We start from the raw sequence: 26,660 nt of genomic DNA, 5'->3' as shown, positions 1-26,660 counted from the left end.
TACAAATGCACGACAACGGTTGACAGCTGAGTTACCTGGATAGGCTGCCAGTCCAAGTGCAAGATATTATAAAATATATCAGTGTGTTACATGATTTTTTAAGCTCGAAACCCCGCTGGGCTCGCCAAAAACTGATCAATGGACGATAAAAATCCGCATTCATTATTGCTAAAAACCGTGCGACAGGATAACAAATTTACATGATTGACGGTTAAGCCCGTCGCGCATCGGGAGGACCGCCTATGGTCAGTTTGGATTCACCTATTACCGTTGTCCGGCCACACCTGATCGAGTTCGGTGTCGGAACTGCGGGGAAGTTGGGCGCCTGGGCGGCCGGCAAGGGTTATTCCCGAACGCTGGTTATCTCAGATACTTTCAATGCCGCACGCATCGATGTGTTGCAGCTGAAGGGTGAGGTTTCGGTCTTCTCTGACGTAACGCCCGAGCCGGATATTGCCAATCTCGACAAAGTGCTGGCCGCGGCAGAAGCTACACAGGCTGAGCTTATCGTCGGCTTCGGCGGTGGCAGCGCCATGGATCTTGCCAAGCTCGCTGCCGTGCTTGCCGGCTCGCAGCAGACGCTCCGCGAAGTTGTCGGTCCGAACAAAGTGCAGAGGGCGCGCAAGGCAGCGCTCGCGCAGGTGCCGACCACATCGGGCACGGGCAGCGAGGCCGGCATCCGGGCGCTCGTCACCGATCCCGAGACCAAGGCTAAACTCGCGGTCGAGAGCCTTCACATGCTCGCCGATATCGCCGTCATCGACCCGTCGCTGACCTTCTCCGTGCCAGCACGCACCACCGCCGCAACCGGTGTTGATGCCATGGCGCATTGCGTCGAGGCCTTCACCAATCGCAAGGCGCATCCGATGATCGACATGTATGCGATCGAGGGAACGCGGCTCGTCGGCAAGTATCTTGCAAGAGCCGTCCGCGACGGTTCGGATGCTGAAGCCCGTGCCGGGCTTTCGCTGGCCTCGCTCTACGGCGGCTTCTGCCTTGGTCCAGTCAATACCGCCGGCGGCCATGCTCTTGCCTATCCGCTCGGCACACGCTGGCATGTCGCCCACGGCGCAGCCAATGCGCTGATCTTCCCGCATGTTCTCGCCTTCAACACTCCGGCCGTGCCGGAAAAGACAAAGGCGGTCATGGAAGCGCTTGGTTACGACACATCCGATACCGTCAAATCGGTCTTCGACGCGGCTTATGCCTTCTGCGCCGAACTCGGCATCGAAATGACGCTCTCCGGCCTTGGTGTGCCGGAAAACGATCTCGACGCCATGGCCGACGATGCTTTCGCGATCCGCAGGCTCCTCGATAACAATCCGCGCGACTTGACGCGCACTGACATACGCTCGATCTACGAAGCAGCCTATTGAGGCAGGGCTTTCAAGAGGAATTTGACTGATGGACAGAAATGCAAAAGTCGCAGTAACCCTCGGCGACCCCGCCGGCGTAGGCCCTGAAGTGATCGTCAAGGCGCTGGCTGCACTGCCCGCCGCCGAACGGCGCGATTTCGTCATCGTTGGCAATGCCGAAGCATTGGAACGCGCTGCGCGCGCCACTGACGTCAGCCTCAATTTCGGCCCCTCTGCCTCCCAAGACGGAAACACTGTCGCCGTCGATGAGGTACCGCTTGGCGCCCCTCTCCCCGAAATCGGCAAGGTCAGCCCGGTCGCCGGCGACGCCTCCGTTCGCTACATCGCCCGCGCCGTCGACCTCGCAATGTCGAAGGAGGCCGACGTCATTGTGACGGCACCGATCAACAAAGAAGCGATGAACCTCGCCGGCCATCATTTCGATGGCCATACCGGCCTGCTGGCACACCTGACCGGTTCCAAGAGCTCCTTCATGCTGCTCGCCTCCGAGCGGCTGAATACCATTCACGTCTCCACCCATGTCTCGCTGAAGGGTGCGATCGAGCGGGCGAAGACCGAACGCGTGCTGGCAACGATCGAAGCCGGCCACAATCACTTCATGCGCCTCGGCAAGAAGGCTCGCATCGCCGTTGCCGGTCTCAACCCGCATTGCGGCGAAAACGGCCTCTTCGGAACCGAAGACACGGAATTCCTCGCACCTGCCGTCGAACTCGCGCAGGCGAAGGGTATCGACGTGGTCGGCCCCATCTCCGCCGACACGGTCTTTGCCCGCGCTTATAACGGTGCCTTCGATCTGGTGATCGCGCAATATCACGACCAGGGTCACATCCCGATCAAGCTGGTCGCTTTTGATACCGCCGTGAACGTCTCCCTCGGCCTGCCGATCGACCGCGTCTCGGTCGACCATGGCACCGCCTTCGACATCGCCGGAACCGGCCGCGCCAACCACGTCAACATGCTGTCAGCCATCGCATATGCGCGGCTGATGGCGAGGTCGCCGCGCGCGGCCACAGCGCCGGCTTCCTGAGCAAAGAGTTTTTCATTTCAGCTTGTGGCCCGCAAAAAGCCCGCTTGAGAGCGGGCTTTTCCGTCAGCGGCTGGGCGCTATTTCAGCTTACGCACGGGACTGCAGCCGTTGTCCTCGACAGGCCAGGATACAGATTTCTATCGCGACCACCGCGCTATGATTTGGTCTGTATTCGCCAGTACCCTGCGGACTGCGTTGCGCGCCATGTTCGGTCGTCGCAAGCGGACGCTTTTCTCAATATTTTCATGAAGTTTCATGACATATTGCAAGTCGTCTTCCTCTCGCGTGACATAAGCGAAAAGGTGGTTCAGCGCCGATTCGATCAATACACCGAGCGGCACCAGCAGATCATTTCCCGAGGCCCGCAAGATCGCGATGTGAAATCGCGCATCGGCTTCTGTCCGCTGCTGGAGTGATGTCGCCTGATCCATATCTCGCAGGGCCTGACTGATCGTCTCCATTTGCGCCTCGGTTCGGCGCTCAGCAGCAAGCGCTGTCGCTTCCGGCTCGATCATGTGCCTGAGTTCTTGCACCGCCCGTAAAAACGATTCACGATCGGGAGATGCCACATACCAGCCCAATACATCCCGATCCAGCAGGTTCCAGCGCTCCTTGGGTTCGACCCAACTGCCGATTTTCGGGCGGGAGGAAAGCAAGCCCTTTGCCATCAGCATCTTGATCGCTTCACGCACTGCCGACCGGCTGACGTCAAAAACTTGCGACCATTTTGCCTCGTTTGGCAGGATCGTGCCGGGCGGATAGTCACCGCGCACGATCCTGAGGCCGATCTCGCCTGCCAAAGAAAGATGAACACTCGCTCCGGTCATGCGGGCGGCATTTGGGCGCCTCGTGGTAGCTGAGCGGTCAGCCGTCGCCATCTCGACCGGGGTCGTCGGCTTTCCCGATTTCTTGTCAGGCATCTATTTCTACTGCCTCAGCATTCTTTCGACTGTCCGCACGGACTATCAAAACAATCGTAATAACGAGGAAGTCGCCTGCGATTGGATCCGGCACAGAGCGCAGATTTCAGGGCGCGTCAAGCCCTGCAGATCTTTCGATCCGTCACGTGAAGGCAGTCGGCGCACCCTGACCTGGTGCGCCGAGCCATAAGCCTACTTTTGAATGCAGGTATCGACCGTGTCCTTCGTGCACTCATCGAGCCCGGTGAATACCGGATCGTCGACTGCCTTGCCCGCAATCAGATCCATCATCACCGTCGGTGCCTTGTAGCCCATCTCGAACGGCCGTTGACCGACGAGTGCAGTCACCAGGCCTTCCTTCGCAATGGCAACCTCGTCGCCGATCGTGTCGGCCGCACCGATGACGAATTCATTGCTGCCAATCTTCTCAGCCATCGGCTTGAACAGGTCACGATAGGGTTGCGGCGCGCCGAACAAGGGCCAGCCGCCCATGATGCCGAATGCATCGAGGTCGGGATTGGCTGCGAGGATATCAGTCATTGCCTGCACGCCCTTGGCGCCGTCGTCATTGGTGAAGACCGGGCAGCCGGCGACTTCCGTCCAACCACCCTCGCCTTTCAATGCCGTAAGGCCTTTCTGGCCAGTGAGCGTGTCACGCATGCCTTGCGCGCGACGCAGAATATTGTCTGCTCCCGGATTGCCTTCGATCGTGCAGATCTTACCGCCCTTCGGCTTGGCCTTCTTGATGTACTCGCCGATACGTGCGCCCATCAGATAGTTGTCGGTGCCGAGATAGGTCTTGCGCAAGGCCGCATCCTCGGCAGCAAGATCGGCATCAAGCGTCATCACCGGAACGCTCGGATTGGCGGTCTTCAGGGTCTGGGCGATGAGCTTTGCATTTGACGGCGAGATCGCGATCGCGGCAGTGTCCGCCTTGCCCAGCATATCCTGCACGATCTGCGCTTCGCCGGCTTCATCGGATGTCGATGCCGGACCGGTGTAGAAGCACTCATATTCCGCGGAAGCGTTTTCCTTGTTCCACTTCTGGCAACCTTGATTGATTGCTTCGAAGAACGGATTGTCGAGACCTTTCACGACGATGACGAGTTGCTTCTTCGCCAGGGCCTGCCCTGCGGTCAATGCTAAAACTGCGGCTGTAAGTAGTAATGCCTTCCTCATGGTTTCCTCCCTTGAAACAGACGGACACGACATGCCCGCCATACGAAATCAACCCGGATACCACACGATACGAGGCTCCTCCTTCGAACGCTCGTATTGCCACGCCGAGTCGATAAGCATTTCGAGATCGTAGTTTGGCCGCCAATTGAGCAGGTATTTCGCCTTGCTGTTGTCCATCCAGTTCGAATGGAAGCGGCTTGGTATCTCGACCGAGTCGAGATTTCGCGTGCGGGACAGGTAGGCAGCGACTTCAGCATAGTCGACAGGTCGGTCCATGCAGATATTGAAGAGTTGCCTCTCCGCTCGGGGGTTGTCGATCGCTGACAATATTGCGGATACGAGATCGTCGACATGCACGAAGTTGCGTTTCAACGAACGGCCGTCAGCATCGAGCAACAGCGGCACTGTGCCCATGGCCGCATAGCGTCGCGCCGCTTCTTCCGGAACGAGCGTCTTCCAGTCCGGGCCGCCAAAGACGTCATTCCCAAAGGACAGTGAATACTTGAAATCGTCCTTTTCCATGATCCACGGCGCCCGCAGGCAACACCCGTTAAGGCCATACTGAATGCCGAACTGCTCCAGCATGACCTCTTCCAGAACCTTGGAGAGCGCATAGCTTCCCGGATAGGCGCAATGGCGGACGCTCTCGGTGATCGGGCCGGAGTGGCGATAGTGGAAATGCCCAATGCCCGCATCGCCGCCGATCAGGATAAACTGACGTGCCGTGGCGCTTCCGCGGAACTCCTCGAGAAGCCAGAAGAGACCCTTGACCGTAACGTCCATGATGTTTTCAGGGGTTTCCTTGCATGTGGCGAGATGAACGACATGGGTAACATCGTTGAGCGCGGCTGCCACAACATCGCGATCGGCGATCGAGCCGCGGATGACTTCGACACGATCGGTCGCATCGCACAAACGGTTATGGCAAAGCGCGCGAACACGGGCTTTGGAAAATCTCGGATCGTCAAGCAGCCCAGCAATGAAGCGCTGCCCGACCTTGCCCGTGGCACCGGTAACAAGGATCAGCATGCTCTCTCTCCCAGTAATAGCTAATATTCGCGCGCCACTTCCGTCAATTGATATTTGTCTGACAAAACAGATTTTTGTTACAATAGGCTCAGCATCTCGGACAATGAGTTGACGCTGTCGCAAGGTTTTGCGTAAATGCTCATATTCGCTTTTCCTGGGAGGATATTGGAAAGGCGAGTTCGCCTGAGCCTCGCGTCGAAACAGGCCGGGCTCGGAGCGAACGGATAGCGACAAGTTTTGGGAGGCCAGGAGGCTGGTGGCGGTTCTCGAGCTCACCAATATTTCCAAACATTTCGGTGCCATCCAGGCCGTCAACGACGTTTCGTTTTCGCTAGAAGCGGGGCAAGTCGTTGGCCTCATGGGCGATAACGGCGCGGGCAAGTCGACGTTGGTCAAGATGATCGCCGGCAACTTTCGACCGAGCCACGGAACCATGCGTCTCGATGGTGCCGAGATCGTGCTGCATCGGCCGAAGGAAGCGCGGCTGCACGGCATCGAAATCGTTCATCAGGATCTGGCGCTCTGCAATAATCTTACGGCAGCAGCAAATGTGTTCCTCGGACGAGAATTGCGACGCGGCATATGGCCCTTTCGCATCCTCGACTACAAGACCATGTACAAGCGCGCCGGCGAGATCTTCCGCGAGCTCAAGTCGGAGACGCGACCACGCGATCTCGTCAAGCAAATGTCAGGTGGCCAGCGGCAAGCGGTCGCGATTGGCCGGACGATGCTGTCGGAGGCGAAAATCGTGCTGATGGACGAGCCAACCGCAGCCATTTCCGTGCGCCAGGTCGCCGAGGTTCTCAATCTGATCCGCGAATTGCGCGACCGGGGCATTGTCGTCGTCCTGATCAGCCATCGCATGCCCGACGTCTTTTCGGTCGCAGACCGTGTGATCGTGATGCGGCGGGGCAGAAAAGTAGCCGACAAGCCAATTGCGGCGAGTTCGCCTGAGGAAGTGACAGGGCTCATTACCGGCGCCATCGAACAGGTGTGATCGATGCTGTCTTTTGCCGCAGCGAGAAAGAAGAAGGTCGACGATGGCGATTACACTTGACCAGACGATCGGGCAGAAGCAACGGAGTTGGCTTGCGACAATCTTGGGCGGCCAGACATTCTGGGTTCTGATTGCGGTCATTCTCGCCTGCATTTTTCTGTCGATGACGACAGACTCTTTTGCAACGTCGAAGAACATCTACAACATCACCCGCAACGTCACGTTCGTCGCGATTATCGCGCTGGGCATGACGCTGGTCATCATCACTGGCGGCATCGATTTGTCCGTGGGCTCCGTGCTCTGCCTGTGCAGTATGGTGCTGGCGGTCGTCATGCATGCGGGGTACAGCATTGAGATCGGCATCGCTGCGTCGATCGGTACTGCTCTCGTGGTAGGAGCTTTCAACGGCCTATTGATTGCCTATCTCGGCTTCCCACCCTTCGTCGTCACGCTCGGGATGCTGTCGATTGCGCGCAGCCTGGCGATGGTTGCATCCAACAACACTGTCGTTTTCCAGTTCGGGCCTGATCACGACAAGCTGCTGGCGTTGGGTGGCGGCGCTTGGTTTTTCGGCATCGCCAATCCAGTGCTCTACATGGTCGTGCTGGCGCTCCTTACCGGCTTTGTGCTGCGCTGGACCAAGTTCGGCCGCTATGTTTTTGCCATCGGCGGCAATGAACATGCCGCGACACTGACGGGCGTTCCCGTACAGGTGATCAAGGTCGTCGTATATATGATCTCCGCTCTCTCGGCGGGGGTTGCCGGCATCATCCAAACCGGCTGGCTCGGCGCAGTCACCACAAATATCGGCGCCGGGATGGAACTCCAGGTCATTGCCGCCGCGGTTATCGGCGGCGCCAATCTGGCTGGCGGCGTCGGCACCGCCTTTGGGGCCTTGATCGGCGCCGCGCTCATCGAGGTTATCCGAAACAGCCTCGGCCTGCTCGGCATCAATGCGTTCTGGCAAGGTAGCTTTATCGGCGGAGCGATTGTGCTCGCCGTTCTCTTCGACCGAATTCGCAACTTGCGACGCGACGAGTAGGCGAACCCGATCCACATACTCAAGCCTCATGAGACCGGCATGTGAACTATGTGAGGGTCGTCTGAGTGAAGCCTACCGGATGAACACACCTGCCCAAGGCGAGCGGAAACACGCTTGCCTTGGCGCTTGGATCTCTGTGCGTTACTGCAGGCTCCCGTCGCCGCCGCGGTCGGCGGTCTTGAAGTCCGCCATCACCCTAGTCAGGAACTCATTCTGGCTGACTTTGCCGTCACCGTTAGCGTCGGTGGCGGAAAATTGCTGGACGGTCAGAACTCCGACGACCTCGTCAGAGTTCAGGCTGCCGTCCTTGTTCTTGTCCAGGCTCGTGAAGGCCGACGTCATGAAGGCTTGATATTCGGATCGGTCGACCGCTCCGTTCTTGTCACGATCGAGCCGGTCCATTTGGCCCTGGTTCATAGCTACCGGTTGATTCTGCGCGGCGGCAGCGATGGCGGTAAAAAAAACGAATCCCGTCAGCAGGGCTACTCTTTTCATGATTCCGACCTTTCGCGTCAATAACATGTCAAGGCATTGCCGCCCGCAGCGCCAAGCGTGGCGCCGCCGCCAACAGCCCAGAGCTGCCCGGTCCCTGCGCCAATGGTCGCGCCAAGCAATCCGCCGACGACCGCGCCGCCGACGGTACCGGCGATGCAGCCGAACTCGTTACTGCGTCCTGCTTGGGACGTCGAAGCAGACTGGCAGCCAGACAAGGCAAGGCAGCCTAAGAGAGTAAGACCTATCGTGCACCTGGTCATTTTTTCCTCCAGTATATCCGTTCACGTTTAAGACAAACAGGCGGAGGCACCGTTGAGCGGCGGCGGTCGAAAACAAGCTTCTGAATATGTTCCTCATATCCGAGAGTTTTTCTGCCAATCAGAAGCAACTCATAGACGAAACATCCAGAACGCGCGCCAAAGCTGCAACGTTACTACCGAATACTACCACTGCGCATGGGTGAAGACAACACCTGCACCTGTCTCCACCGCTGATCCTGTCGAAGCGGGGACGATCACTGGTTTCAGGACCCCCAGACCGGATACGATCCCGCTCCTGTCTCGTTATAACGATCGTCGGCCTGCTTCAGCCGTGAAGCCGGCGCAACAGCACACCAAATCGTTCTTCAGGCGCGTACGCCTTGAGATCGGCCGCCGGCTTGTACGGCAGATCGACCTTTTGCCCGCTCCTTACATCGGTGGGACTGCAACCGAATTCGCGCCGAAAAGCGCGGCTGAATTCCGTCCCATCGTTGAAACAATGTTGCTCGGCGATCTCGATGATACGGCGTTGATCGGTCGGGTCACTCAGTGCCGAATGTGCATCGAGAAGGCGCCGATGCTGAATATAATGCATGACGCCGCCGAACGGTTCAAACAGCCGATAGAGCCGCGAGCGTGAGACGCCAAGTTCCCGACGCAGGGACTCTGCCCCAAACTTCGGATCGAATAATCTGGCCTGGATAATTCGATGCGCCCTTTCGATCAGCACCGACGCAATCGGCTCGCGCGCTTCCTCTATACGGTCTGCAGAAGGCGACGCACAGGCAAGTATCATTGCCCGCGTGGCAGCCACCAGTGCTGGAAGTTCAGCTTCATCAATCACCGGCAACCGCTTGGCAAGGCCAATCATATAGTCCGTGAACAGCCGACCCATTCCGGTGCTGAGATTGGAGAATTCCGCGGCATTCAGGGCGCTCGTGACCTCGGTGCAAAAATCACGTGGAACGAACAACATCAGCATTTCGCTATTGGTGATATTCCCTTCGAAGGGTCGGGCAAGAGAATGGACCTGAACCACACCCGCACTGCCTTCAAATGTCCTGGCTGGTGCGATGGTATTCACGCACCCGTAAAGTAACGTTGTCAGCGTCCAGTGATCCAGTGGATCCCGTCGTGTATGTCCAGGCAGGCTGACGAATCCCAATGCGTCGGTCTCGATACGAGAGAAGGCAAGGCAACCGAGGTCCCAGGTCACTTGCTTGCCGCCAAAGCCGACTGTCATGTCGTCGGGTTCGTCGAACTCGAGCATGGGTGCAAAATTGTTGCGCCAGGCTTCAAACTGGTACCCCGGGGGGAGATCGTGTGTCGTGAGCTCATAAGTGGGCAGGTGCGTGGGGCCACACGCTCTTTGTCCGGGCTCAACTGGTGTTTGCTTCGCCGCCGAGGGGTTTTCACCTGAGATCGCGCCGCTGGGCAATTTATCTCGTCCAATTGCGCCTTCGGCTCTCATGGTCTCACACCCCCAATGACTAGGAGAGCATGCAACCGGTCGCCTCCTACCGCGACTGCGTCTACTGGAATCAAGCAAATCACCCTGAAGATGCTGCTCCGACATCGCTCCACCCCCCGGCGATCAGGACTCACCTCTGCGTAGCAATAACGCATAACACAATTAATCCGAATTGTTTAGATGTTGCTTACATGCAAAGCTGCACAGGGAATCGCCCGGCACAACTGCAACGCCGGTGGTTAGCAACATGCGAACGCTCACATGCGACTTCTGGGTGGTGCCCGGAATTGCTTGGACGATCACTGCACGTCAGCAGCAAATTGTGGGCACATCTCTTGGGCGTGCACTTCACTGTCAAACTGTCCTCTATTCGCTCCACATCCCAAATCTTGGCAATCAGTCCATTTCTATGGGGAGTGGTGGGGAATTCCTTGTTCGCATAGTGGCCTGCAATATATATTTTCTCCGTGCGACGATGCGATCGCCTTGGAGATCCAGATGAAAAATATCTCCTGGACTATCCTTGCCATCTCTCCTTGGCTCGTCTTTTTTTCAGCATTGCCAGTCCACATTTCAGCACAGGACACCCCTCCTGCGAGCCGACCGCCTCCCAGTGTCGTGGTGCAATCGGTTGTCGATGGACCGGTTGAATCTCCGAGCGAGAATATCGGCCGCGTCGAGGCGCTGGAGGCGGTGGACGTTCGTGCTCGCGTTTCGGGTTTCATTGAGGAAATCGCATTCAGTCCAGGCGCAACCGTAAGCGAGGGCGACATTCTGTTTGTCATTGAGCCTGCGCGTTATGAAGCTGCCGTCGCCACTGCCAAGGCGCAGGTCGCGCGTGCCGAGGCAACCCGTCAGCAGGCCACGGATAATCGAAACAGGAATGCGGAACTTGTCCGACGCAACACCGCGCCGCGCGCCACCTATGAGGAGTCTCAGACGGCCCTTGAGATTGCGACCGCCGACCTTGCCGCAGCTCAGGCAGGCCTCACGAAGGCTGAACTCGACCTTTCCTACACGCGCATAACAGCGCCGATCTCGGGCCGCATCGGTCAGCCGCTTTTTACCAAGGGTAATTTCGTTGGTCCGGATGTCGGAGCGCTTGTCCGATTGGTGCAGGTCGATCCGGTGCGCGTTGCCTTTTCTGTCACCGAAGGAGACATCACAACCTTTCGTCAAAGAAACGCGGCGGATATGAAATCGACAGCCGAGGCCATAAAGCTGAGCCTGAGGTTACCGAACGGCAGCGTTTACGATCAGAATGGTACTCTGGAGTTCCTATCGCCAGAAGTCGATTCAAGAACAGGAACGGCAACCGTCGGAACGATATTCCCAAATCCCGAGGGACTGTTGATGCCTGGCCAGTTCGTCAAGCTCATTGTCGGTAGCGCCCAGCAGGCTATGGGGCCGTCCGTGCCTCAAACCGCCGTCCTGCAGGACCGTGACGGTCGCTTCTTATACGTGATGGGCGAGAACAATATTGTTCGGCAACGCCGTATCGACACCGGGGCGAAGGTCGGTGATCTGTGGGCTGTCCGACAGGGTGTGAAATCGGGAGAAAAGATCGTTGTGCAAGGGACGCAACGGCTCTCCGATGGCATCGCTGTCCAGCCTGTCGAGCAGGATGCTGGGAAGCAGCCATGATTTCGGGCTTCTTCATCTCTCGTCCGCGGTTCGCAATTGTCGTCGCCGTTATTTTGTGCCTTGCCGGCGGCCTATCAATTTTCGGACTTCCCATTGCCCAATATCCCAACATAACGCCGCCAAGCATCACGGTTTCAGCTTTCTATCCCGGCGCCAATGCCGAGGTTATCGCAAAGGTGGTCGGGGACCCGCTGGAAACAGCGATCAATGGCGTCGATGACATGATATATATGTCATCAAACAGCTCCGATGCCGGTACCTATACGCTAACGGTGACCTTCGCCGTCGGCACCGATCCCAACCTCGCCCAGATCAACGTCCAGAATCGCGCTCAACTTGCAACCGCACAGCTGCCGGCCGCGGTCTCCCAGCAGGGGATCACCGTGCGGGCCCGCTCTCCTGATTTCCTGGTGGCCTTCGGTTTCTACTCCCACGATCACACGCTCAGCGAACTCGACATTGCCAATTACCTCTCCATGAATGTGACAGACGCCCTGTCGCGCGTGCCGGGTGTCGGCGAAGCGTCGGTGATGGGATCGTCACAATATAGCATGCGCATCTGGATGGATCCGGTGCGCATGGCAGCGCTCGAGATAACGCCGGATGATGTCGCATCGGCAATTCAAGGTCAGAATATTCAGGCGTCGATCGGCCAGGTCGGCGGTCCACCTTCGCAAGACAATGCGAAGGTTCAGTACACGCTGGTCGCCCAAGGACGACTTGAGGAGACCGAAGCCTTCGGCGACATTATCGTGAAGACAGGCCAGGCGGGTGCCCTCGTTCGCATTCGCGATATCGGCCGGGTCGAACTCGGGGCGCAAAGCTACGCGTCCAGCGTGAGAGTGAACGGAGCTCCCGGTGCAATGCTCGTCGTCAATCAGTCGCCGCGCGCCAATGCGCTGGGTACGGCAGATGCTGTGACCAAGGAGCTTGAAAGTCTCTCGCAACAGTTTCCGCGCGGTCTGAGCTATGAGCCGGTTTATGACTCGACGCAGTTCGTGCGCGCATCCATTCGCGAAATCATCATAACGCTCGCTATCACCTTCATAATTGTGGTGGCGGTCACCTTCTTGTTTCTTGGCGAATGGCGCGCCACCGTCATTCCCGCACTCGCAATTCCGGCATCGCTGATCGCCACATTCGCCGTTCTTTATGTCGCGGGGTTTTCAATTAATCTCATCACGCTGCTTGCGCTCATACTGGCGACGGGACTTGTTGTCGATGACGCCATTCTCGTCGTGGAAAATGTGCAGCGGCTGATGAAGGATCAGGGATTGGACGCAAAAACTGCCAGTGAAAGAGCCATGCGACAGGTCACCGGCCCGATCATTTCCACGACGATGGTGCTGCTGGGTGTCTTTGTTCCGACGGCATTTCTGCAGGGCATTAACGGCCAGCTTTACCGGCAGTTTGCGATCACAATCTCCGCATCGCTCGTCTTTTCATCTTTTATCGGTCTAACCTTGAGCCCGGCCCTTTGCGCGACCCTTCTCCGCAGGCCGGCAGAACTCAGCGGGCCGTTGGCGAGATTCGAGTCCGCGCTGGAAAAGACGCGAAATGGCTATGCCCGTGTTGTCGGCGGTCTCGCTCGGCGTGTCGTCATCGTTCTTGGCATCCTTGCCGCCACGATCGTCGTAGCAATGCTGCTTTTCCTGAAAGTACCGTCGTCATTCCTGCCGGATGAGGATCAGGGCTTCCTCTTTGTGGATCTTCAGCTGCCCAATGCATCTACACTTTCGACCACGGAAAAAACGATGCAACAGGTTGAAGCGGCGCTGCGAGAAACGGAGGGCGTTGCGAAAGTCGTGACGATATCCGGTTTCAGCCTTCTGCAGGGCGGCTCTGTGCCGAATCGCGGCTTCGCCATTGTTATGCTGGATCCTTGGGAAAAAAGAGACGCGCCAAACCTGTCAACAACAGCCTTGCTGGCATCGCTCAATGCGCGCTTCTCGACCCTTCCGCAGGCCAACGTTGCGGTATTCGCTCCTCCGCCGATCCCCGGCATCGGGCAGGTGGGTGGATTGGACTTCAGGCTGCAAGCTCGCCTGGGTCAGTCGCCGGAAGACATCAGTCAGGTGGCGCGGGCACTGATAGCCGCGGCCAGCCGGACACCGGAGATTGCGATTGCATCCAGTTCTTTCTCGGCGGATGTTCCCCGGGTTTTCGTAAATGTCAATCGCGTGCGTGCCGAAAGCCTGGGCGTGAGCGTCGATCAAATTTATTCAACGCTCGGTGCGCAGTTCGGCGGAAGATACGTCAACGATTTCACGCATGACGGCAGATCATTCAAGGTCAACCTGCAGGCGGACAGCCAGTTCAGATCAATTCCGGATGATGTTCTCAATCTGCATGTCAGAAGCCGCGATGGCGCGATGGTACCCCTGCGCACCCTGGTAACCCTGGAACCGGACCTCGGACCGTTTACGCTGTCGCGGTATAATCTTTTTCCCGCCGCTCCGATAAACGGAATCCCGGCTGTAGGAACCAGTTCGGCTCGGGCGATGGCGGCTTTCGAGAGCGCGGCCTCAGAAGTGCTGCCTGAAGGCTACGGCTACGAATGGTCGGGGCTGTCCCTGCAGGAGCGGCAATCTGCGGCGCAGACCCCTATGATTTTGGCGCTGGCGCTCATCTTTGCGTTCCTGTTTCTTGTTGCCCAATACGAAAGCTGGACTCTGCCGGTCTCGATTATCCTCTCGCTCTCCTTTGCCGCTTTAGGCGCAATCACGGCGCTCGCGGTATCAGGGCTGGAAAACTCGCTATATGCCCAGATTGGTATCGTTCTGCTGATTGGCCTCGCTTCGAAAAATGCCATCCTGATCGTCGAATTTGCGCGCGTTGAGCGGGAGCGCGGGCTCTCGATTGTTGATTCAGCGGTTTCCGCAGCGGGTCAGCGTTTTAGGGCGGTCATGATGACTGCCGTTTCGTTTATCTTGGGGATGATCCCGCTGGTGGTCGCAACGGGCGCCGGCGCCAACGCCCGCCAGGCACTTGGCGTCACCATCCTCGGAGGCATGTTGGCGGCAACGACCGTTGGAATATTGTTGATCCCGGGATTGTTTGTCGTTGTGGAACGATTTGCAGAATGGTTTTCCGGCCGGTTCACCCGCCCGCTCGACGATGCTCGGGAAGCAGAGAGGGCGGAACAGCGACGGTCGTCACGCTGACCGACTGAGATCCATTGCCGGTCATCTGGACGGCCCTCTCGAAGCGAGTGTCGCGATCCATCGCGTGGATTTCTCGCCTGAACAATAGACAATGAAGGCAATGAGAATCGGCACACCGATGAAGGCGCCAGGAACACCCCACATGAAACTCCAGAAAAACACTGCGAAAATTACCGCAAACGGCGAAATCGAAAGAGAAGTGCCAATCAGCAGCGGCTCAAGATAGCTCCCGATAACAAATTGGATCAGGTTGAGCCCCACGAAGACCCCGACCGCCATCGGCCATGACTCGAATTGAGCAATGGCGAACAGTGTCGGCAATACCGTTGCGACAAACGGACCCAGGAACGGGATATAATTGAGCGTGAAGGCGATCGCGCCCCAAGCGGCCGCAAGTTCCAATCCTGCCGCGAGTGCGAAGATCCAGACGACGAGCCCCGTCAACAAACTGGCGAATGTCCGCACGATCATGAAGCGGCGCAATTTCACGCCAATCTCGCGGTTTGCAAGGAGAATGCGCGCGCCATAAGGCTGTGCAGCAGAGGTCTTCAGTCTTTCGTTGAAATCGTCAACCTCGAGCAGGCCAAGCATGGTGAAGACAAGAACCAGCAGTGCGAAGCCGGCGAAACTATTCACTCGCCCAGCCATTCCCTGCGTGAAACCGACCAGCCACCTTACATCGAAACGGTCAGCGAGCGCGCCGGCGATTGCTATGCCATGCCCTTCAAGCCAGTCCGTCCAGCTCGTGTAGATGAGCTGGAAACGGCTCGCATTGGCGAAAAGCCATTGACCGAGTTTGCCGAAGCCCCAAGCGACCGATGAACTGATGGCGGCAATGATTGCCATCGTTAGAATGAGGGTGAAAAGAAGCGCTATCAGCTGCGGCAGCCGCCGCTGCAGTGCGGATTGGATTGGACAGACCAACGCAATGAGAAACAGCGAGAATGCAAGCGGAACGAAGATCCCCTGAGCGAAATGAAGGAGGGCAAGAATCAGAATGCCGGTCGCAATAGGTCCGAATTGCCTTTGTCCCGTCATGTTCGCTCCTATCGGCTCGCCAAACGGAATATCACTATGCTCATGTGCCGATTGGACGTCGCCTGGATTGCTTGGCGACTTCGAAAATTTCGATTTTCGCATACCTCCTTCTCGCCGGCTCGATGCCTTCGATCACAATGGGTTACGCTGCAGGGGTGAACATCGGCGGTTTACCCAACGGGTACCCACGCGCGGAGAGTATTTCTACCCGTGGCCCAGCAAGGGATGACGATGACTATCCATAATTACGCTGCCGCATCTTTCTGCAGGGCGTCACGTAATATCTGCTCCTTGGTCTCATCCAAGGAGGTCTTAAGCACCACACCGCCAAAACCGGATATTTCCTTCAACAGCTTATCGGCCGTCATTTCCTGCACCAGCACAAACAACGCCGCATTCCCAGGCTGCAGACTGCTCGCAAGGTCTTTCATGAATGCATCGTCTATGCCGACATCGGTTAGTGCGCCTGCGATGGCTCCCGATGCCGCCCCCACCGCTGCGCCGATGAGCGGGTTCAGAAACAGGACACCCACGAGAAGGCCCCAAAAACTGCCCGATACAGCTCCAGACGTGGTCATACTTACAAGCTGGTTCAGCCTGACTTTGCCGCCCTGTGTCTTGGTTGCGATGACCGCGTCACCAAGTTTGATCAAATACTCCTTTTGCAGTTCGATAAGGCGTCGGCGCACTTCCTCAGCCTTTGCTTCCGTTGGATAGACGATGGCGATGAGACTAGACATGACACCCTCCAAGTTGTGAACCGAACCCTTAGACCTTGATCACCAGGCCACACCGAAACATATCGCGCGAACGCAGCGAGGAAATTGGCATAGAATCCCAGAGGAATGCGTTGCGTCTCTTTTTGAGTGCGCCGCCAGCAATGCATACGGCACTACAGTCGGCCGGCGCCGCCGATCAAAATCCTATCCATGCGCGGCCGGCTCAGCACCACTTCGAAACTTGTTCTCGAAAAATGTCTTGAGGCGCCCAACATCGTTGGGAGAAAGACCCTGCGGATCAGTCACAGCAATCCACGCATCGATATAGTGTTCCGGCGCGTAAACATGGCCATACCCGATCGGAGATGTGGTGGCTGTTGCCATGTCCAATAAAAGTTGCGTCATTGTGACCAAGGGGAACCAGCGCAACTCGGGGGACACATCCGGACCGCGCGGCATCTTCATCCAATCAGGTTCCCGGTAGAGCGAATGAAAATCGAAAAACGTGACTGGATCGCTGGCATACTGCAGGTAAACGATCCGGATCGGCCCCCAGACGGAACCCGGGATGTTTAACGCATCGTGCTGATTGGTAAATCGAATGATGGAGCCGTCGCGGAAACGCGGCAACCAGGCAGGTGAACCGGGATTGCGATTGGCAGTCACTGACTTCCACGTGCGGCTCTGGAAGGGAGGCCCGCTCCACAATGCGCCCTGAAACGGGTCGGCAACGATGTCGAAGAGATCGGCCGAAAGCTCTGAATTCATTGCGCCGAGACTGAGGCCATGCAGGTACAATTTCGGGCGCTGGTCACGAGGGAGTGTGACCCAGTAGCGATAAACTTCACGAAAGAGCGCGCGCCCCGCTTCTGCGCCGTAGGCTGGCTCGACTAACAACGACAGCCAACTGCTCAGGTATGAATACTGGAGAGCTACGCTCGCAACGTCGCCCTTGTGAAGGAATTCAACTGTGTCCACTGCCGCAGGGTCAACCCAACCAGTCCCCGTTGGAACAATGACGATCAGAATGGATCTCTTGAAAGCCCCGTTTCGCTTGAGCTCCGCCAGAGCCAACCGAGCTCTCTCCTCAGCAGTATCCGCGCTGTTAAGTCCAACATAAACCCGGATAGGGTCGAGAGCATTTTCGTGGAAGAAATTGCCAATTTCAGCGCCTGTAGGCCCGGAAATAATGAATTCGCGGCCCCGCCGACCCAGTTCTTTCCAATCGATAAGAGAAGCCGCACTGCCTGTTTTGACGGGATCACCCGGCATCGCCAGATCATCGTCAATCATGGCGTCGAGCTGCTGGAACGAGGTATCCGCAATCCGCAACGCTGTTCTGAAAAGAAGACCCTCTGCGATCGACCAAAACAATCCGACCGCAATCAAACCGCCGACGAGAACGGACACTCGTCTTGGAAGAAATCGTTCGAACAAAGCCGCGAGCACCATGCAGGTCAGCCTGAAAAGCCGCGCGAACAACACAAGCAAACCGAACACCGCCAGCGCAATGACAACAAGCTCAAGAGGCTCCGCGCTTTGCACTGGATCGAGCCCCATCAGCTTCCGGATGGAGTTCTGCCATTCAGTGGCTCTCCAAAGAACGATAGCTGCAATTGCGACGCAGATGCCAATAGCCGCGATCTTCACAGTTGTTCGAGTGCGCGGCAGCGGCAACTCCAAATAGAGCCAAAGCCAACGCATCAAGACCCCGACTCCATAACCCAGCGCCGCGCAGAAACCGGCAACAATGCCTTGAACCAAGTAAGTTCGCGGCATCAGGCTCGGGCTTAGGGATGCAGCGAAGAAGACAGTGCCGACAACCAAACCGAAAATTGAGAATGATCTTCCCAATGCAATGATTTTCGCCTGCAACTAACCCTCCGCACGGCAGACACTAGACTTTGCTACTATAAAGCGTGCGCAGTATTTGCGGTAGCGATCAGAGCATCCCAGAATTAGTAGTCCACCGCGTCGCGGATAATCGGGCACGTCATGCAGTGGCCGCCACCACGACCGCGGCCAAGCTCGGCGCCTATGATGGTAATGACCTCAATGCCCTGCTTGCGCAAAAGCGTGTTGGTGTAGGTGTTGCGGTCATATGCGAAGACGACACCCGGGGCAGCGCAAACGAGATTAGCACCGCTGTCCCACTGCGTGCGTTCGCGCATATAATCGTTGCCACCCGTTTCAACGACACGCAGCTCCTTGAGACCTAGAGCATCGCGGACAGTCTCGACGAATGTTCCCTTATCCTTGCGCAGTTCGACTGTTCCCGGCGTTGCACCGGGCCGATACGAAAAGGCGGAGATGCCATTGACGATATCGGGATAGAGCAGCACGCAGTCGCGGTCGGCAAAGGTAAACACTGTGTCGAGGTGCATCGCGGCGCGCAGCTTCGGCATCGCTGCGACGATGACCCGTTCGGCTGCACCTTGCGCGAAGAGATTGGCGGCAACCTGGCTGATCGCCTGGCGCGAGGTGCGTTCGCTCATGCCAATGAGCACATTGCCTTTGCCGATCGGCATGACGTCTCCGCCTTCAAAGGTGGCAAGACCCCAGTCCTTGGTCGGATCGCCCCACCATACCTTGACCTTGCCGGCAAAGTCGGGATGGAATTTGTAGATGGCGGTGGTGAGTATGGTCTCCTCGTGGCGCGCGGGCCAATAGAGCGAGTTCAGCGTCACACCGCCATAAATCCAGCAGGTCGTATCGCGGGTGTACAGCGTGTTGGGCAGTGGCGGCAGAAGATATTCGGTGACGCCAGCCGCCTCGCGTACTAGCTTCAGCATCTCGCCGCCGTGCGTCTCCGGAAATTCCTGCGTCGACAGGCCACCGATCAGAGTTTCCGCCAACTCGCGGTTGGACAGTCCTTCAAGATAGCTGCGGATCTCATCGACGAGGCCTAGACCGACCTGGTTTGGCACCACCTGATTGTCGAGGATCCACTTCTTGCCTTCAGGGACCGCAACGGTTTCAGCGAGCAAATTGTGCATCTCCACCACTTCGATGCCGCGGTCGCGCATTTTGGTCATGAAGTCGAAATGATCGCGCTTGGCGTTGTCGACCCAGAGAACGTCATCGAAGAGCAAGGCATCGCAGTTGGTCGGCGTCAGGCGCTGATGGGCACGGCCGGGCGCGCAAACCATCACCTTGCGCAATTGGCCCACCTCGGAGTGAACGCCAAAGGTGGCGGAATCAGCGGCAGCGGACATGTTTAGCCTCCTCTATTTGCTCCATTAAATCGTGATGTAACCGGTCGATAACCCGACGATGGCAGCAATGCAGCCGATGACCGCAGCGGCGAAAATCGCCCAGTCTACCGAGGTGTTGAACACTTGCTTGTTCTGCTCCCGACGAGCCCAGAAGTATAAGAGCGTGCCCGGTGCATAGAGAAGTGCAGACAGCAGCACAAACTTCAGGCCGCCGGCTGCGATCATGAAGAGGGTATAGATACAGGCGATGGCGGCGATGGCCAGATCGCGGGACCTTTCCTGCGGCCGAACGTCGTAGGTCTCCGCCCGCCTCGCAAGCAGTAGGCCAAAAGCAGCAACAAACAGATAGGGTATTAACGACATCGCGCTTGTCAGATTCAGCATCAGCGCGAAGGCGTCGCGTGACCAGTAAGTGCTGATGACAAAGACTTGGACCACGATATTCGTGAGCCAGAGGGCCGCGGCTGGCACCTTGTTTGCGTTTTCGGTGCCGAATAGCCTCGGCATGTCGTCCGTTCTGGCGGCGACGAAGAGCACTTCTGCGCAGACCAACGACCATGCGAGGTAGGCGCCGAGCACCGAGACGATCACACCGACGCTGATGAAGACAGCGCCCCAGTGGCCAACGACTGCTTCCAGAACGCCTGCCATGGAGGGCTGTCCCATCATGGCGATGTCAGTGCGCGGCATTACCGCGTAGGGCAGCAGCGTTACCAGCACCATCAGGGCGCTGACGCCGATGAAGCCTATGATGGTGGCCGTGCCGACATCGGATCGGGTCCTGGCGTAGCGCGAATAGTTGCTTGCACCCTCGATACCGATGAAGACGAAGACCGTCGCCAGCATCGTTGCCCGCACCTGCTGGAACAGCGTGGCATCGGGCATTCCCGTGCCGCCCCAGAAATTGGCGCTGAACATATCCGTCTTAAAGGCGACGATAAGGATCAGGATGAAAGCCAGGATCGGCACGATCTTGGCAATCGTGACCACCGTGTTGATGAAGGCAGCCTGCTGGACGCCTCTCAGGATCATGAAGTGGAACAGCCAGATGCCAATAGAAGCCACCGCGATGGCGGTCACGGTATTGCCATCGCCGAAGACCGGAAAGAACCCGCCGAGCGTCGACTTGATCAGCACCCAGTAGGAAACGTTGCCGATGCAACTGCCGATCCAATAGCCGAATGCCGACAGAAAGCCCGGATAATCACCGAAACCCTCCTTGGCATAGGCATAAACGCCCGCGTCGAGATCGGGCTTGCGTTCGGCCAGCGCCTGAAAGACACGGGCCAGCATATACATCCCGCCGCCGGCGATGCACCACGCTATGATCGCGCCGAATGGCCCGGTGGCGTTGCCAAACGTGCGGGGAAGAGAAAAGATACCGGCGCCGACCATCGATCCGACGACCATGGCTGTTAGCGCAAACAACGAGAATTTCTGAGTAGAGTCTGAAGTCATGATGTCCTCTACAAAACTCTATCAAGTGTCCGAGTGCGCTGGCCGCAGTGGGTGCTGATTGGAATTATAGTGTTGTTCGGTCCTCCAGTGGATCAGCACAGAATCCCACGACCATTCTTCGCGTCCCAATTTTCGTGGCGACTTACGCAAGCAGCGACCTTTTGGACCGCAATGAAACGCTGCGACCGGCTGAGCCAGCAATGGCGCCATCGACGCACACCATTGCAGCACTCGGTCAGACGGAAATGAGACCTGTTGTGATGGAATAGATCGCTATTGCTGCGCCAAGACCTGCAGCTGCGAACATGATCAATTCGGTTGGGGTAAAGACGGTTTTGCCCCCTTCGCGGCGCGCGACAATAAAGAGAATTGAACCAGGCCCATAGATCACCGCTGACAGCAGCAGGTGTTTTGCTCCGGCCGCATAGATCAAGCCCGCAGTGTATATCAGGGCGATCCCAGCACGCATCAGATCCGTCCGGTGGCCAACCGGATCCCGGTCATATGTTTCGCCTGACCGGGCAAGTTTAAGCCCGTACGCAGCAACGAGGAGATAGGGAACGAGGATCATCGAGCTCGTCAGCTCGAGCGCGAGTCTGAACGCATATTGCGTAAACAGCGTCAGAATCAAAAACGTCTGGACGACGATATTGGTGAGCCACAACGCGTTCGACGGCACTCCATTTCTGTTTTCGTGCGACAAGAACTGCGGCATGGTTCCGTATTTCGAGGCCGAAAAAAGAATTTCTGCGGCGAGAAGCACCCACGACAGGTAGGCGCCCAGAACGGAAATCAACAATCCCAAGCTGACGAATACTGCCCCCCAAGGCCCAACGACGCTTTGCAGAACGCCGGCCATAGACGGATTGCGAAGTCCTGCGAGATCGGCGCGCAACATGGCGCCATAGGAAAGGATCGTGACAAGAGCAAGCAGGCATAACACGCCGAGGAAACCCACAAGCGTTGCCACTCCAACATCGTTGCGGTTCCGCGCATAACGGGAATACACACTGGCGCCTTCTATCCCGACAAAGACGAAGACGGTCACAAGCATCGTGGCACGAACCTGGCTGGCGACATTGCTGACACTAACGTCCTCGCCGCCCCAGAAATTGGCAGCGAAGATATCCGCATGGAATCCCCAGGCAACAAAGGCAATGAAAAGGATGATTGGAATGATCTTGGCGAAAGTCACGATGGTGTTGACCGCGGCTGCGCCCCTGACACCGCGCAGAATGAGCGTGTGAAAGAGCCATAGCAGGATCGATGAGCAGAAGATCGCTATGATTGTGTTACCATCCCCGAAGACGGGAAAAAACAACCCAAGTGTCGACTTGATCAGTACGAAATACGAAACATTGCCGAGACAGGCAGCCGACCAATATCCAAGTGCAGAGAGAAACCCGAGATAGTTGCCGAACCCGGCTTTCGCATAAGCGTATATCCCTGCGTCCAGCTCCGGCTTCCGTCGAGACAGTGTCTGAAATACGAAGGCCAGCATCAGCATGCCGATACCGGCGATCGACCATGCGATCAGTGCGCCGAACGGACCGGTCGCGCGTCCAAAGGCCTGTGGCAGAGAAAAAATTCCAGCCCCGACCATTGAGCCCACGACCATTGCCATCAATGTCCAAATGGAAAAATGCCGATCTGAATCTGAAGCCATCGTCGCGCGCTCCTGGCGGACTGGTCGTGTTCGTCGAATTGTCACTTTAGCCTTGCCCTGGAGTCCCGGTAATCGGCATGGAATCCCAAGACTGTGCTTCAAGTCCATTTCGACCTGGAAAGACCCGACTGCAATGGCGAGGCGGAGCGGTCCGGGCTATGCTTTGCCGACCGGTACACGCAAATATCTGAATAGCCTGAAGGATTGGCCAGAGCTCCTTCCTCCGATCTTCAGGCTCAGGATCATTAATTACCTTTTGCTGACACGGGGTTGCTGGGCACACGCCGATGGGCCCCACTATAGCAAGGCGGTTTGACCACCGTCAGTTTCGCCGATGGAGTACGTTTATGCTCTCGCTGTTTCTATCGCTGCGCTATGTCATTATCGTCGCACCTTTAGGCCTTTTGAGCGGTGCTGCACTCACGTTCTGGGAGGGTGCGCTGACGCTCCGCAATGCGTTTGCGGCCGTTCGCATGGATCTAAGTTCATCCGTTATCGCGGCAGTGCTGCGTTCTACCGATAAGTTCATTTTCGGCATCATTCTGATCATCTTTGCATATGCGATTACGTTCGGATTCGTTTTCGATGTGTCGGATGATGAGCGTCGAAAAGTGCCAAGGTGGATGCTATTGTCCACAATTAATGAACTGAAGATTCTCTTCTTCCAGGTCATCATTTTGTACTTGGTGGTTCATTTTGCGACGCTCATCGCAGAAACTGAGGGCGAGCTGGAGTGGAACACTCTCGTGCTACCCGGCGCTATCGTCCTACTCGCTGCCGCAATGAAACTGGTGGCGAGTTCGTCGCATGATGAGAACCGCAGGCGAGCGGCGCAAAAGTGATTGCTTTGCAGTCTCTCATCTCAAGCTGGCCCAGCCGTCGAAGCTCTGCCGCCCGCTTGGGCGAGTTGCAGTAGGCATGTGCGTACAGAATGCCGATGGCAGTCAACGCCTCGATATGGCCGGATCACCGTTGAGAGACTTGGAAGGAAGGTTTGATTGCGTTGTCAGGCTTTATGGGTTTCCTGTGCCGCTTTGTTTGCTTTGGCTGCTTGCGGCCTCTTGGGGAGAGGTTAGGTCCTGGACTGTTTGGCAACAAAAAAGCCCGCTTGAGAGCGGGCTATTTGTTTGGTTGCGGGGGCAGGATTTGAACCTGCGGCCTTCAGGTTATGAGCCTGACGAGCTACCGGGCTGCTCCACCCCGCGTTATCCAGGCGACACTTGTGTCGTCCGTCCAGGTATTTTGCCGATTGGCAAAATACCGATTGCGCAAATCCGTAGGATTTGTCGCGATAGAGTAGACCGCTTGGCGGTTTACTCTCACTGCCGGAGCAACTTGGCAAAGCCGAGTTGTCTCCTGTAAGGGACGCACCATTATCCGGTGCACCAATTTTTCAGTCTGCATATAGGGCACCAAACACAAAAGGCCGCTTTGATAGCGGCCCTTTGGTCGGCTTTGGGCCGTAAGATTTCGTTTTGAGAAGATATTCACGAGTTGCGTTTAGCAGACCTGGCAGCGACCGACTCTCCCGCGTCTTAAGACGAAGTACCATAGGCGCTGGGGCGTTTCACGGCCGTGTTCGGAAAGGGAACGGGTGCAGCCACCCCGCCATAACCACCAGGTCAGCGAAGCGCAACTTGTGTGAGAAGCTGGCAGGCGTTAGCCTGTTTTCTTTTTTCTTTTGAACACGTCTTAAAACCTTTCGCGAGGCACTGCCGGCCAGAGGCCGCAAGCGCAAGGCGCGTCGCCGGAAGTCCGGCGCGCCGTCCGCAGCGCCTTTGGCGCGTGAGGACAGAAGGTCAAGCATCATCGATCCGGACAAACACTTCGTGTTTGCCGGGAGATGAGCATAGTCAATGAGAACGATCAAGCCAATCGAGCTATTAGTACCGGTAAGCTTCATGCGTTGCCGCACTTCCACACCCGGCCTATCAACGTGGTCGTCTTCCACGGCTCTGATAGGGAACACTCGTTTCCAGGTGGGTTTCCCGCTTAGATGCCTTCAGCGGTTATCCCGTCCATATATAGCTACCCTGCTATGCCCTTGGCAGGACAACAGGTCCACCAGAGATATGTCCATCCCGGTCCTCTCGTACTAGGGACAGATCCTGTCAATATTCCTACACCCACGGCAGATAGGGACCGAACTGTCTCACGACGTTCTGAACCCAGCTCACGTACCGCTTTAATTGGCGAACAGCCAAACCCTTGGGACCTGCTCCAGCCCCAGGATGCGATGAGCCGACATCGAGGTGCCAAACAACCCCGTCGATATGGACTCTTGGGGGTCATCAGCCTGTTATCCCCGGCGTACCTTTTATCCGTTGAGCGATGGCCCTTCCACGCGGGACCACCGGATCACTATGACCGACTTTCGTCTCTGCTCGACTTGTCAGTCTCGCAGTCAGGCGGGCTTATGCCATTGCACTCGACGACCGATTTCCGACCGGTCTGAGCCCACCATCGCGCGCCTCCGTTACTCTTTCGGAGGCGACCGCCCCAGTCAAACTACCCACCATACACTGTCCCGGACCCGGATGACGGGCCGCGGTTAGACATCCATGACGATAAGGGTGGTATTTCAAGGATGGCTCCACAGAAACTGGCGTCCCTGCTTCAAAGCCTACCACCTATCCTACACATGCCGACACGAATGCCAGTGTAAAGCTATAGTAAAGGTGCACGGGGTCTTTCCGTCTGACCGCAGGAACCCCGCATCTTCACGGGGAATTCAATTTCACTGAGTCTATGTTGGAGACAGCGGGGAAGTCGTTACGCCATTCGTGCAGGTCGGAACTTACCCGACAAGGAATTTCGCTACCTTAGGACCGTTATAGTTACGGCCGCCGTTTACTGGGGCTTCGATTCAAAGCTTGCACCTCTCCTCTTAACCTTCCAGCACCGGGCAGGCGTCAGACCCTATACGTCGTCTTGCGACTTCGCAGAGCCCTGTGTTTTTGATAAACAGTCGCTACCCCCTGGTCTGTGCCACCCCACCATAGTTGCCTACAATGGGGTCACGCTTCTTCCGAAGTTACGCGTGCAATTTGCCGAGTTCCTTCAACATAGTTCTCTCAAGCGCCTTGGTATACTCTACCTGACCACCTGTGTCGGTTTCGGGTACGGTCTATACGGTGGAGCTATTTCCTGGAACCGCTCCGCTGCCCTGATAATCCAATAAACCAGAACAACTTGTGCGATCCGTCACTTCCACCAGGCCCACGAATATTAACGTGGTTCCCATCGACTACGCGTGTCCGCCTCGTCTTAGGGGCCGGCTAACCCTGCTCAGATTAACTTTAAGCAGGAACCCTTGGTCTTTCGGCGAGAGGGTCTCTCACCCTCTTTATCGTTACTCATGTCAACATTCGCACTTCCGATACCTCCAGGAGCCCTCACGGGTCTCCCTTCATCAGCTTACGGAACGCTCCGCTACCACTCCTCAAAGAGGAATCCTCAGCTTCGGTGCATGGCTTTAGCCCCGTTACATTTTCGGCGCAAAGACCCTTATTTAGACCAGTGAGCTGTTACGCTTTCTTTAAATGATGGCTGCTTCTAAGCCAACATCCTGGTTGTTTTGGGATCCTCACATCCTTTCCCACTTAGCCATGACTTGGGGACCTTAGCTGGAGGTTAGGGTTGTTGCCCTTTTCACGACGGACGTTAGCACCCGCCGTGTGTCTGCCTGGTAGTACTTCCCGGTATTCGGAGTTTGGTTAGGATCAGTAAGACGGTGAGTCCCCATAGCCCATCCAGTGCTCTACCCCCGGGAGTATTCGCCAGACGCTCTACCTAAATAGATTTCGCGGAGAACCAGCTATTTCCGAGTTTGATTGGCCTTTCACCCCTAGCCACAAGTCATCCCAATCTATTGCAACAGATGCGGGTTCGGTCCTCCAGTTGGTGTTACCCAACCTTCAACCTGCTCATGGCTAGATCACTCGGTTTCGGGTCTAATGC

At 56.9% G+C, this 26,660-nt stretch carries 19 protein-coding genes, 1 tRNA gene and 2 rRNA genes (1 of these 22 running past the window's edge); 7 read left to right on the top strand and 15 right to left on the bottom strand.

The window, feature by feature from the left end; genetic code table 11:
* The first annotated feature begins 242 nt into the window (after positions 1-242).
* Both H4W29_RS13575 and pdxA read left to right on the top strand, forming a co-directional pair.
* The gene (locus H4W29_RS13575; protein ID WP_192729361.1) at positions 243-1,376 is read left to right on the top strand and encodes an iron-containing alcohol dehydrogenase; all 1,134 of its coding nucleotides are present in this window, start codon (positions 243-245) and stop codon (positions 1,374-1,376) included.
* Positions 1,377-1,404: 28 nt separating this feature from the next.
* Complete coding sequence (pdxA, locus tag H4W29_RS13570) at positions 1,405-2,403, top strand: 4-hydroxythreonine-4-phosphate dehydrogenase PdxA (protein ID WP_192729360.1); 999 nt, start codon at positions 1,405-1,407, stop codon at positions 2,401-2,403.
* A gap of 137 nt (positions 2,404-2,540) precedes the next feature.
* Here pdxA and H4W29_RS13565 read toward each other — a convergent pair whose 3' ends face one another.
* From H4W29_RS13565 to H4W29_RS13555, 3 genes are all read right to left on the bottom strand, one after another.
* Positions 2,541-3,323 (bottom strand): FadR/GntR family transcriptional regulator, encoded by a 783-nt coding sequence (locus H4W29_RS13565; protein ID WP_192729359.1) that lies wholly within the window; start codon positions 3,321-3,323, stop codon positions 2,541-2,543.
* 192 nt (positions 3,324-3,515) lie between these two features.
* Entirely contained in the window at positions 3,516-4,502 is a 987-nt protein-coding gene (locus H4W29_RS13560) for a substrate-binding domain-containing protein (protein ID WP_192729358.1), read from the bottom strand.
* Positions 4,503-4,550: 48 nt separating this feature from the next.
* Entirely contained in the window at positions 4,551-5,531 is a 981-nt protein-coding gene (locus H4W29_RS13555) for an NAD-dependent epimerase/dehydratase family protein (protein ID WP_192729357.1), read from the bottom strand.
* A gap of 256 nt (positions 5,532-5,787) precedes the next feature.
* On the opposite strand from H4W29_RS13555, the gene H4W29_RS13550 reads away from it, so the two are divergent.
* Positions 5,788-6,528, top strand: a complete 741-nt coding sequence (locus H4W29_RS13550; protein ID WP_192729356.1) for an ATP-binding cassette domain-containing protein — start codon at positions 5,788-5,790, stop codon at positions 6,526-6,528.
* Positions 6,529-6,571: 43 nt separating this feature from the next.
* The gene (locus H4W29_RS13545) at positions 6,572-7,570 is read left to right on the top strand and encodes an ABC transporter permease (RefSeq protein WP_192729355.1); all 999 of its coding nucleotides are present in this window, start codon (positions 6,572-6,574) and stop codon (positions 7,568-7,570) included.
* A gap of 141 nt (positions 7,571-7,711) precedes the next feature.
* On the opposite strand, the gene H4W29_RS13540 is transcribed toward H4W29_RS13545, so the two are convergent.
* The 3 genes from H4W29_RS13540 to H4W29_RS13530 form a co-directional block, all read right to left on the bottom strand.
* Entirely contained in the window at positions 7,712-8,065 is a 354-nt protein-coding gene (locus tag H4W29_RS13540; RefSeq protein ID WP_192729354.1) for an EF-hand domain-containing protein, read from the bottom strand.
* Positions 8,066-8,082: 17 nt separating this feature from the next.
* The gene (locus tag H4W29_RS13535; protein ID WP_192729353.1) at positions 8,083-8,325 is read right to left on the bottom strand and encodes a hypothetical protein; all 243 of its coding nucleotides are present in this window, start codon (positions 8,323-8,325) and stop codon (positions 8,083-8,085) included.
* A 325-nt stretch (positions 8,326-8,650) separates the two neighbouring features.
* Positions 8,651-9,796 (bottom strand): AraC family transcriptional regulator, encoded by a 1,146-nt coding sequence (locus tag H4W29_RS13530; protein ID WP_192729352.1) that lies wholly within the window; start codon positions 9,794-9,796, stop codon positions 8,651-8,653.
* A 498-nt stretch (positions 9,797-10,294) separates the two neighbouring features.
* Here H4W29_RS13530 and H4W29_RS13525 point away from each other — a divergent pair, with 498 nt between their 5' ends.
* The gene (locus H4W29_RS13525; RefSeq protein ID WP_192729351.1) at positions 10,295-11,440 is read left to right on the top strand and encodes an efflux RND transporter periplasmic adaptor subunit; all 1,146 of its coding nucleotides are present in this window, start codon (positions 10,295-10,297) and stop codon (positions 11,438-11,440) included.
* A complete protein-coding gene (locus tag H4W29_RS13520; protein WP_192729350.1) occupies positions 11,437-14,604 on the top strand; it encodes an efflux RND transporter permease subunit in 3,168 nt (1,055 codons plus the stop codon). The genes H4W29_RS13525 and H4W29_RS13520 overlap by 4 nt, the downstream gene beginning before the upstream one ends.
* Before the next feature lie 21 nt (positions 14,605-14,625).
* Here H4W29_RS13520 and H4W29_RS13515 read toward each other — a convergent pair whose 3' ends face one another.
* From H4W29_RS13515 to H4W29_RS13490, 6 genes are all read right to left on the bottom strand, one after another.
* A complete protein-coding gene (locus H4W29_RS13515; protein WP_192729349.1) occupies positions 14,626-15,642 on the bottom strand; it encodes an AI-2E family transporter in 1,017 nt (338 codons plus the stop codon).
* A gap of 245 nt (positions 15,643-15,887) precedes the next feature.
* Positions 15,888-16,382, bottom strand: a complete 495-nt coding sequence (locus H4W29_RS13510) for a DUF1269 domain-containing protein (protein ID WP_007818359.1) — start codon at positions 16,380-16,382, stop codon at positions 15,888-15,890.
* 183 nt (positions 16,383-16,565) lie between these two features.
* Positions 16,566-18,236, bottom strand: a complete 1,671-nt coding sequence (locus H4W29_RS13505; RefSeq protein WP_192729348.1) for an alpha/beta hydrolase — start codon at positions 18,234-18,236, stop codon at positions 16,566-16,568.
* Positions 18,237-18,319: 83 nt separating this feature from the next.
* Entirely contained in the window at positions 18,320-19,576 is a 1,257-nt protein-coding gene (gene arcA, locus H4W29_RS13500; protein WP_192729347.1) for an arginine deiminase, read from the bottom strand.
* A 24-nt stretch (positions 19,577-19,600) separates the two neighbouring features.
* The gene (locus H4W29_RS13495) at positions 19,601-21,034 is read right to left on the bottom strand and encodes a basic amino acid/polyamine antiporter (protein WP_192729346.1); all 1,434 of its coding nucleotides are present in this window, start codon (positions 21,032-21,034) and stop codon (positions 19,601-19,603) included.
* 235 nt (positions 21,035-21,269) lie between these two features.
* A complete protein-coding gene (locus H4W29_RS13490) occupies positions 21,270-22,700 on the bottom strand; it encodes a basic amino acid/polyamine antiporter (protein ID WP_192729345.1) in 1,431 nt (476 codons plus the stop codon).
* A 347-nt stretch (positions 22,701-23,047) separates the two neighbouring features.
* Between H4W29_RS13490 and H4W29_RS13485 the strand changes: the two genes are divergently transcribed.
* A complete protein-coding gene (locus H4W29_RS13485) occupies positions 23,048-23,542 on the top strand; it encodes a YqhA family protein (protein WP_192729344.1) in 495 nt (164 codons plus the stop codon).
* 286 nt (positions 23,543-23,828) lie between these two features.
* Here H4W29_RS13485 and H4W29_RS13480 read toward each other — a convergent pair.
* The 3 genes from H4W29_RS13480 to H4W29_RS13470 form a co-directional block, all read right to left on the bottom strand.
* A tRNA-Met gene (locus tag H4W29_RS13480) sits at positions 23,829-23,905 on the bottom strand.
* Between the two features lie 302 nt (positions 23,906-24,207).
* Positions 24,208-24,322 (bottom strand): 5S ribosomal RNA (gene rrf / locus H4W29_RS13475).
* Between the two features lie 240 nt (positions 24,323-24,562).
* Positions 24,563-26,660 (bottom strand): 23S ribosomal RNA (locus tag H4W29_RS13470) (it continues 701 nt past the right edge of the window).

Origin of the sequence: Rhizobium viscosum (genome assembly GCF_014873945.1) — a bacterium.
Taxonomy (GTDB): Bacteria; Pseudomonadota; Alphaproteobacteria; order Rhizobiales; family Rhizobiaceae; genus Rhizobium; species Rhizobium viscosum.
This window is presented reverse-complemented; position numbering and strand designations above follow the sequence as displayed.

Excerpts from the sequence above, each read along its gene's own strand:
- H4W29_RS13575 (WP_192729361.1), top strand. The coding sequence starts at position 243 with ATGGTCAGTTTGGATTCACCTATTACCGTTGTCCGGCCACACCTGATC.
- pdxA (WP_192729360.1), top strand. The coding sequence starts at position 1,405 with ATGGACAGAAATGCAAAAGTCGCAGTAACCCTCGGCGACCCCGCCGGC.
- H4W29_RS13565 (WP_192729359.1), bottom strand. The coding sequence starts at position 3,323 with ATGCCTGACAAGAAATCGGGAAAGCCGACGACCCCGGTCGAGATGGCG.
- H4W29_RS13560 (WP_192729358.1), bottom strand. The coding sequence starts at position 4,502 with ATGAGGAAGGCATTACTACTTACAGCCGCAGTTTTAGCATTGACCGCA.
- H4W29_RS13555 (WP_192729357.1), bottom strand. The coding sequence starts at position 5,531 with ATGCTGATCCTTGTTACCGGTGCCACGGGCAAGGTCGGGCAGCGCTTC.
- H4W29_RS13545 (WP_192729355.1), top strand. The coding sequence starts at position 6,572 with ATGGCGATTACACTTGACCAGACGATCGGGCAGAAGCAACGGAGTTGG.
- H4W29_RS13540 (WP_192729354.1), bottom strand. The coding sequence starts at position 8,065 with ATGAAAAGAGTAGCCCTGCTGACGGGATTCGTTTTTTTTACCGCCATC.
- H4W29_RS13535 (WP_192729353.1), bottom strand. The coding sequence starts at position 8,325 with ATGACCAGGTGCACGATAGGTCTTACTCTCTTAGGCTGCCTTGCCTTG.
- H4W29_RS13530 (WP_192729352.1), bottom strand. The coding sequence starts at position 9,796 with ATGAGAGCCGAAGGCGCAATTGGACGAGATAAATTGCCCAGCGGCGCG.
- H4W29_RS13525 (WP_192729351.1), top strand. The coding sequence starts at position 10,295 with ATGAAAAATATCTCCTGGACTATCCTTGCCATCTCTCCTTGGCTCGTC.
- H4W29_RS13520 (WP_192729350.1), top strand. The coding sequence starts at position 11,437 with ATGATTTCGGGCTTCTTCATCTCTCGTCCGCGGTTCGCAATTGTCGTC.
- H4W29_RS13515 (WP_192729349.1), bottom strand. The coding sequence starts at position 15,642 with ATGACGGGACAAAGGCAATTCGGACCTATTGCGACCGGCATTCTGATT.
- H4W29_RS13510 (WP_007818359.1), bottom strand. The coding sequence starts at position 16,382 with ATGTCTAGTCTCATCGCCATCGTCTATCCAACGGAAGCAAAGGCTGAG.
- arcA (WP_192729347.1), bottom strand. The coding sequence starts at position 19,576 with ATGTCCGCTGCCGCTGATTCCGCCACCTTTGGCGTTCACTCCGAGGTG.
- H4W29_RS13495 (WP_192729346.1), bottom strand. The coding sequence starts at position 21,034 with ATGACTTCAGACTCTACTCAGAAATTCTCGTTGTTTGCGCTAACAGCC.
- H4W29_RS13490 (WP_192729345.1), bottom strand. The coding sequence starts at position 22,700 with ATGGCTTCAGATTCAGATCGGCATTTTTCCATTTGGACATTGATGGCA.
- H4W29_RS13485 (WP_192729344.1), top strand. The coding sequence starts at position 23,048 with ATGCTCTCGCTGTTTCTATCGCTGCGCTATGTCATTATCGTCGCACCT.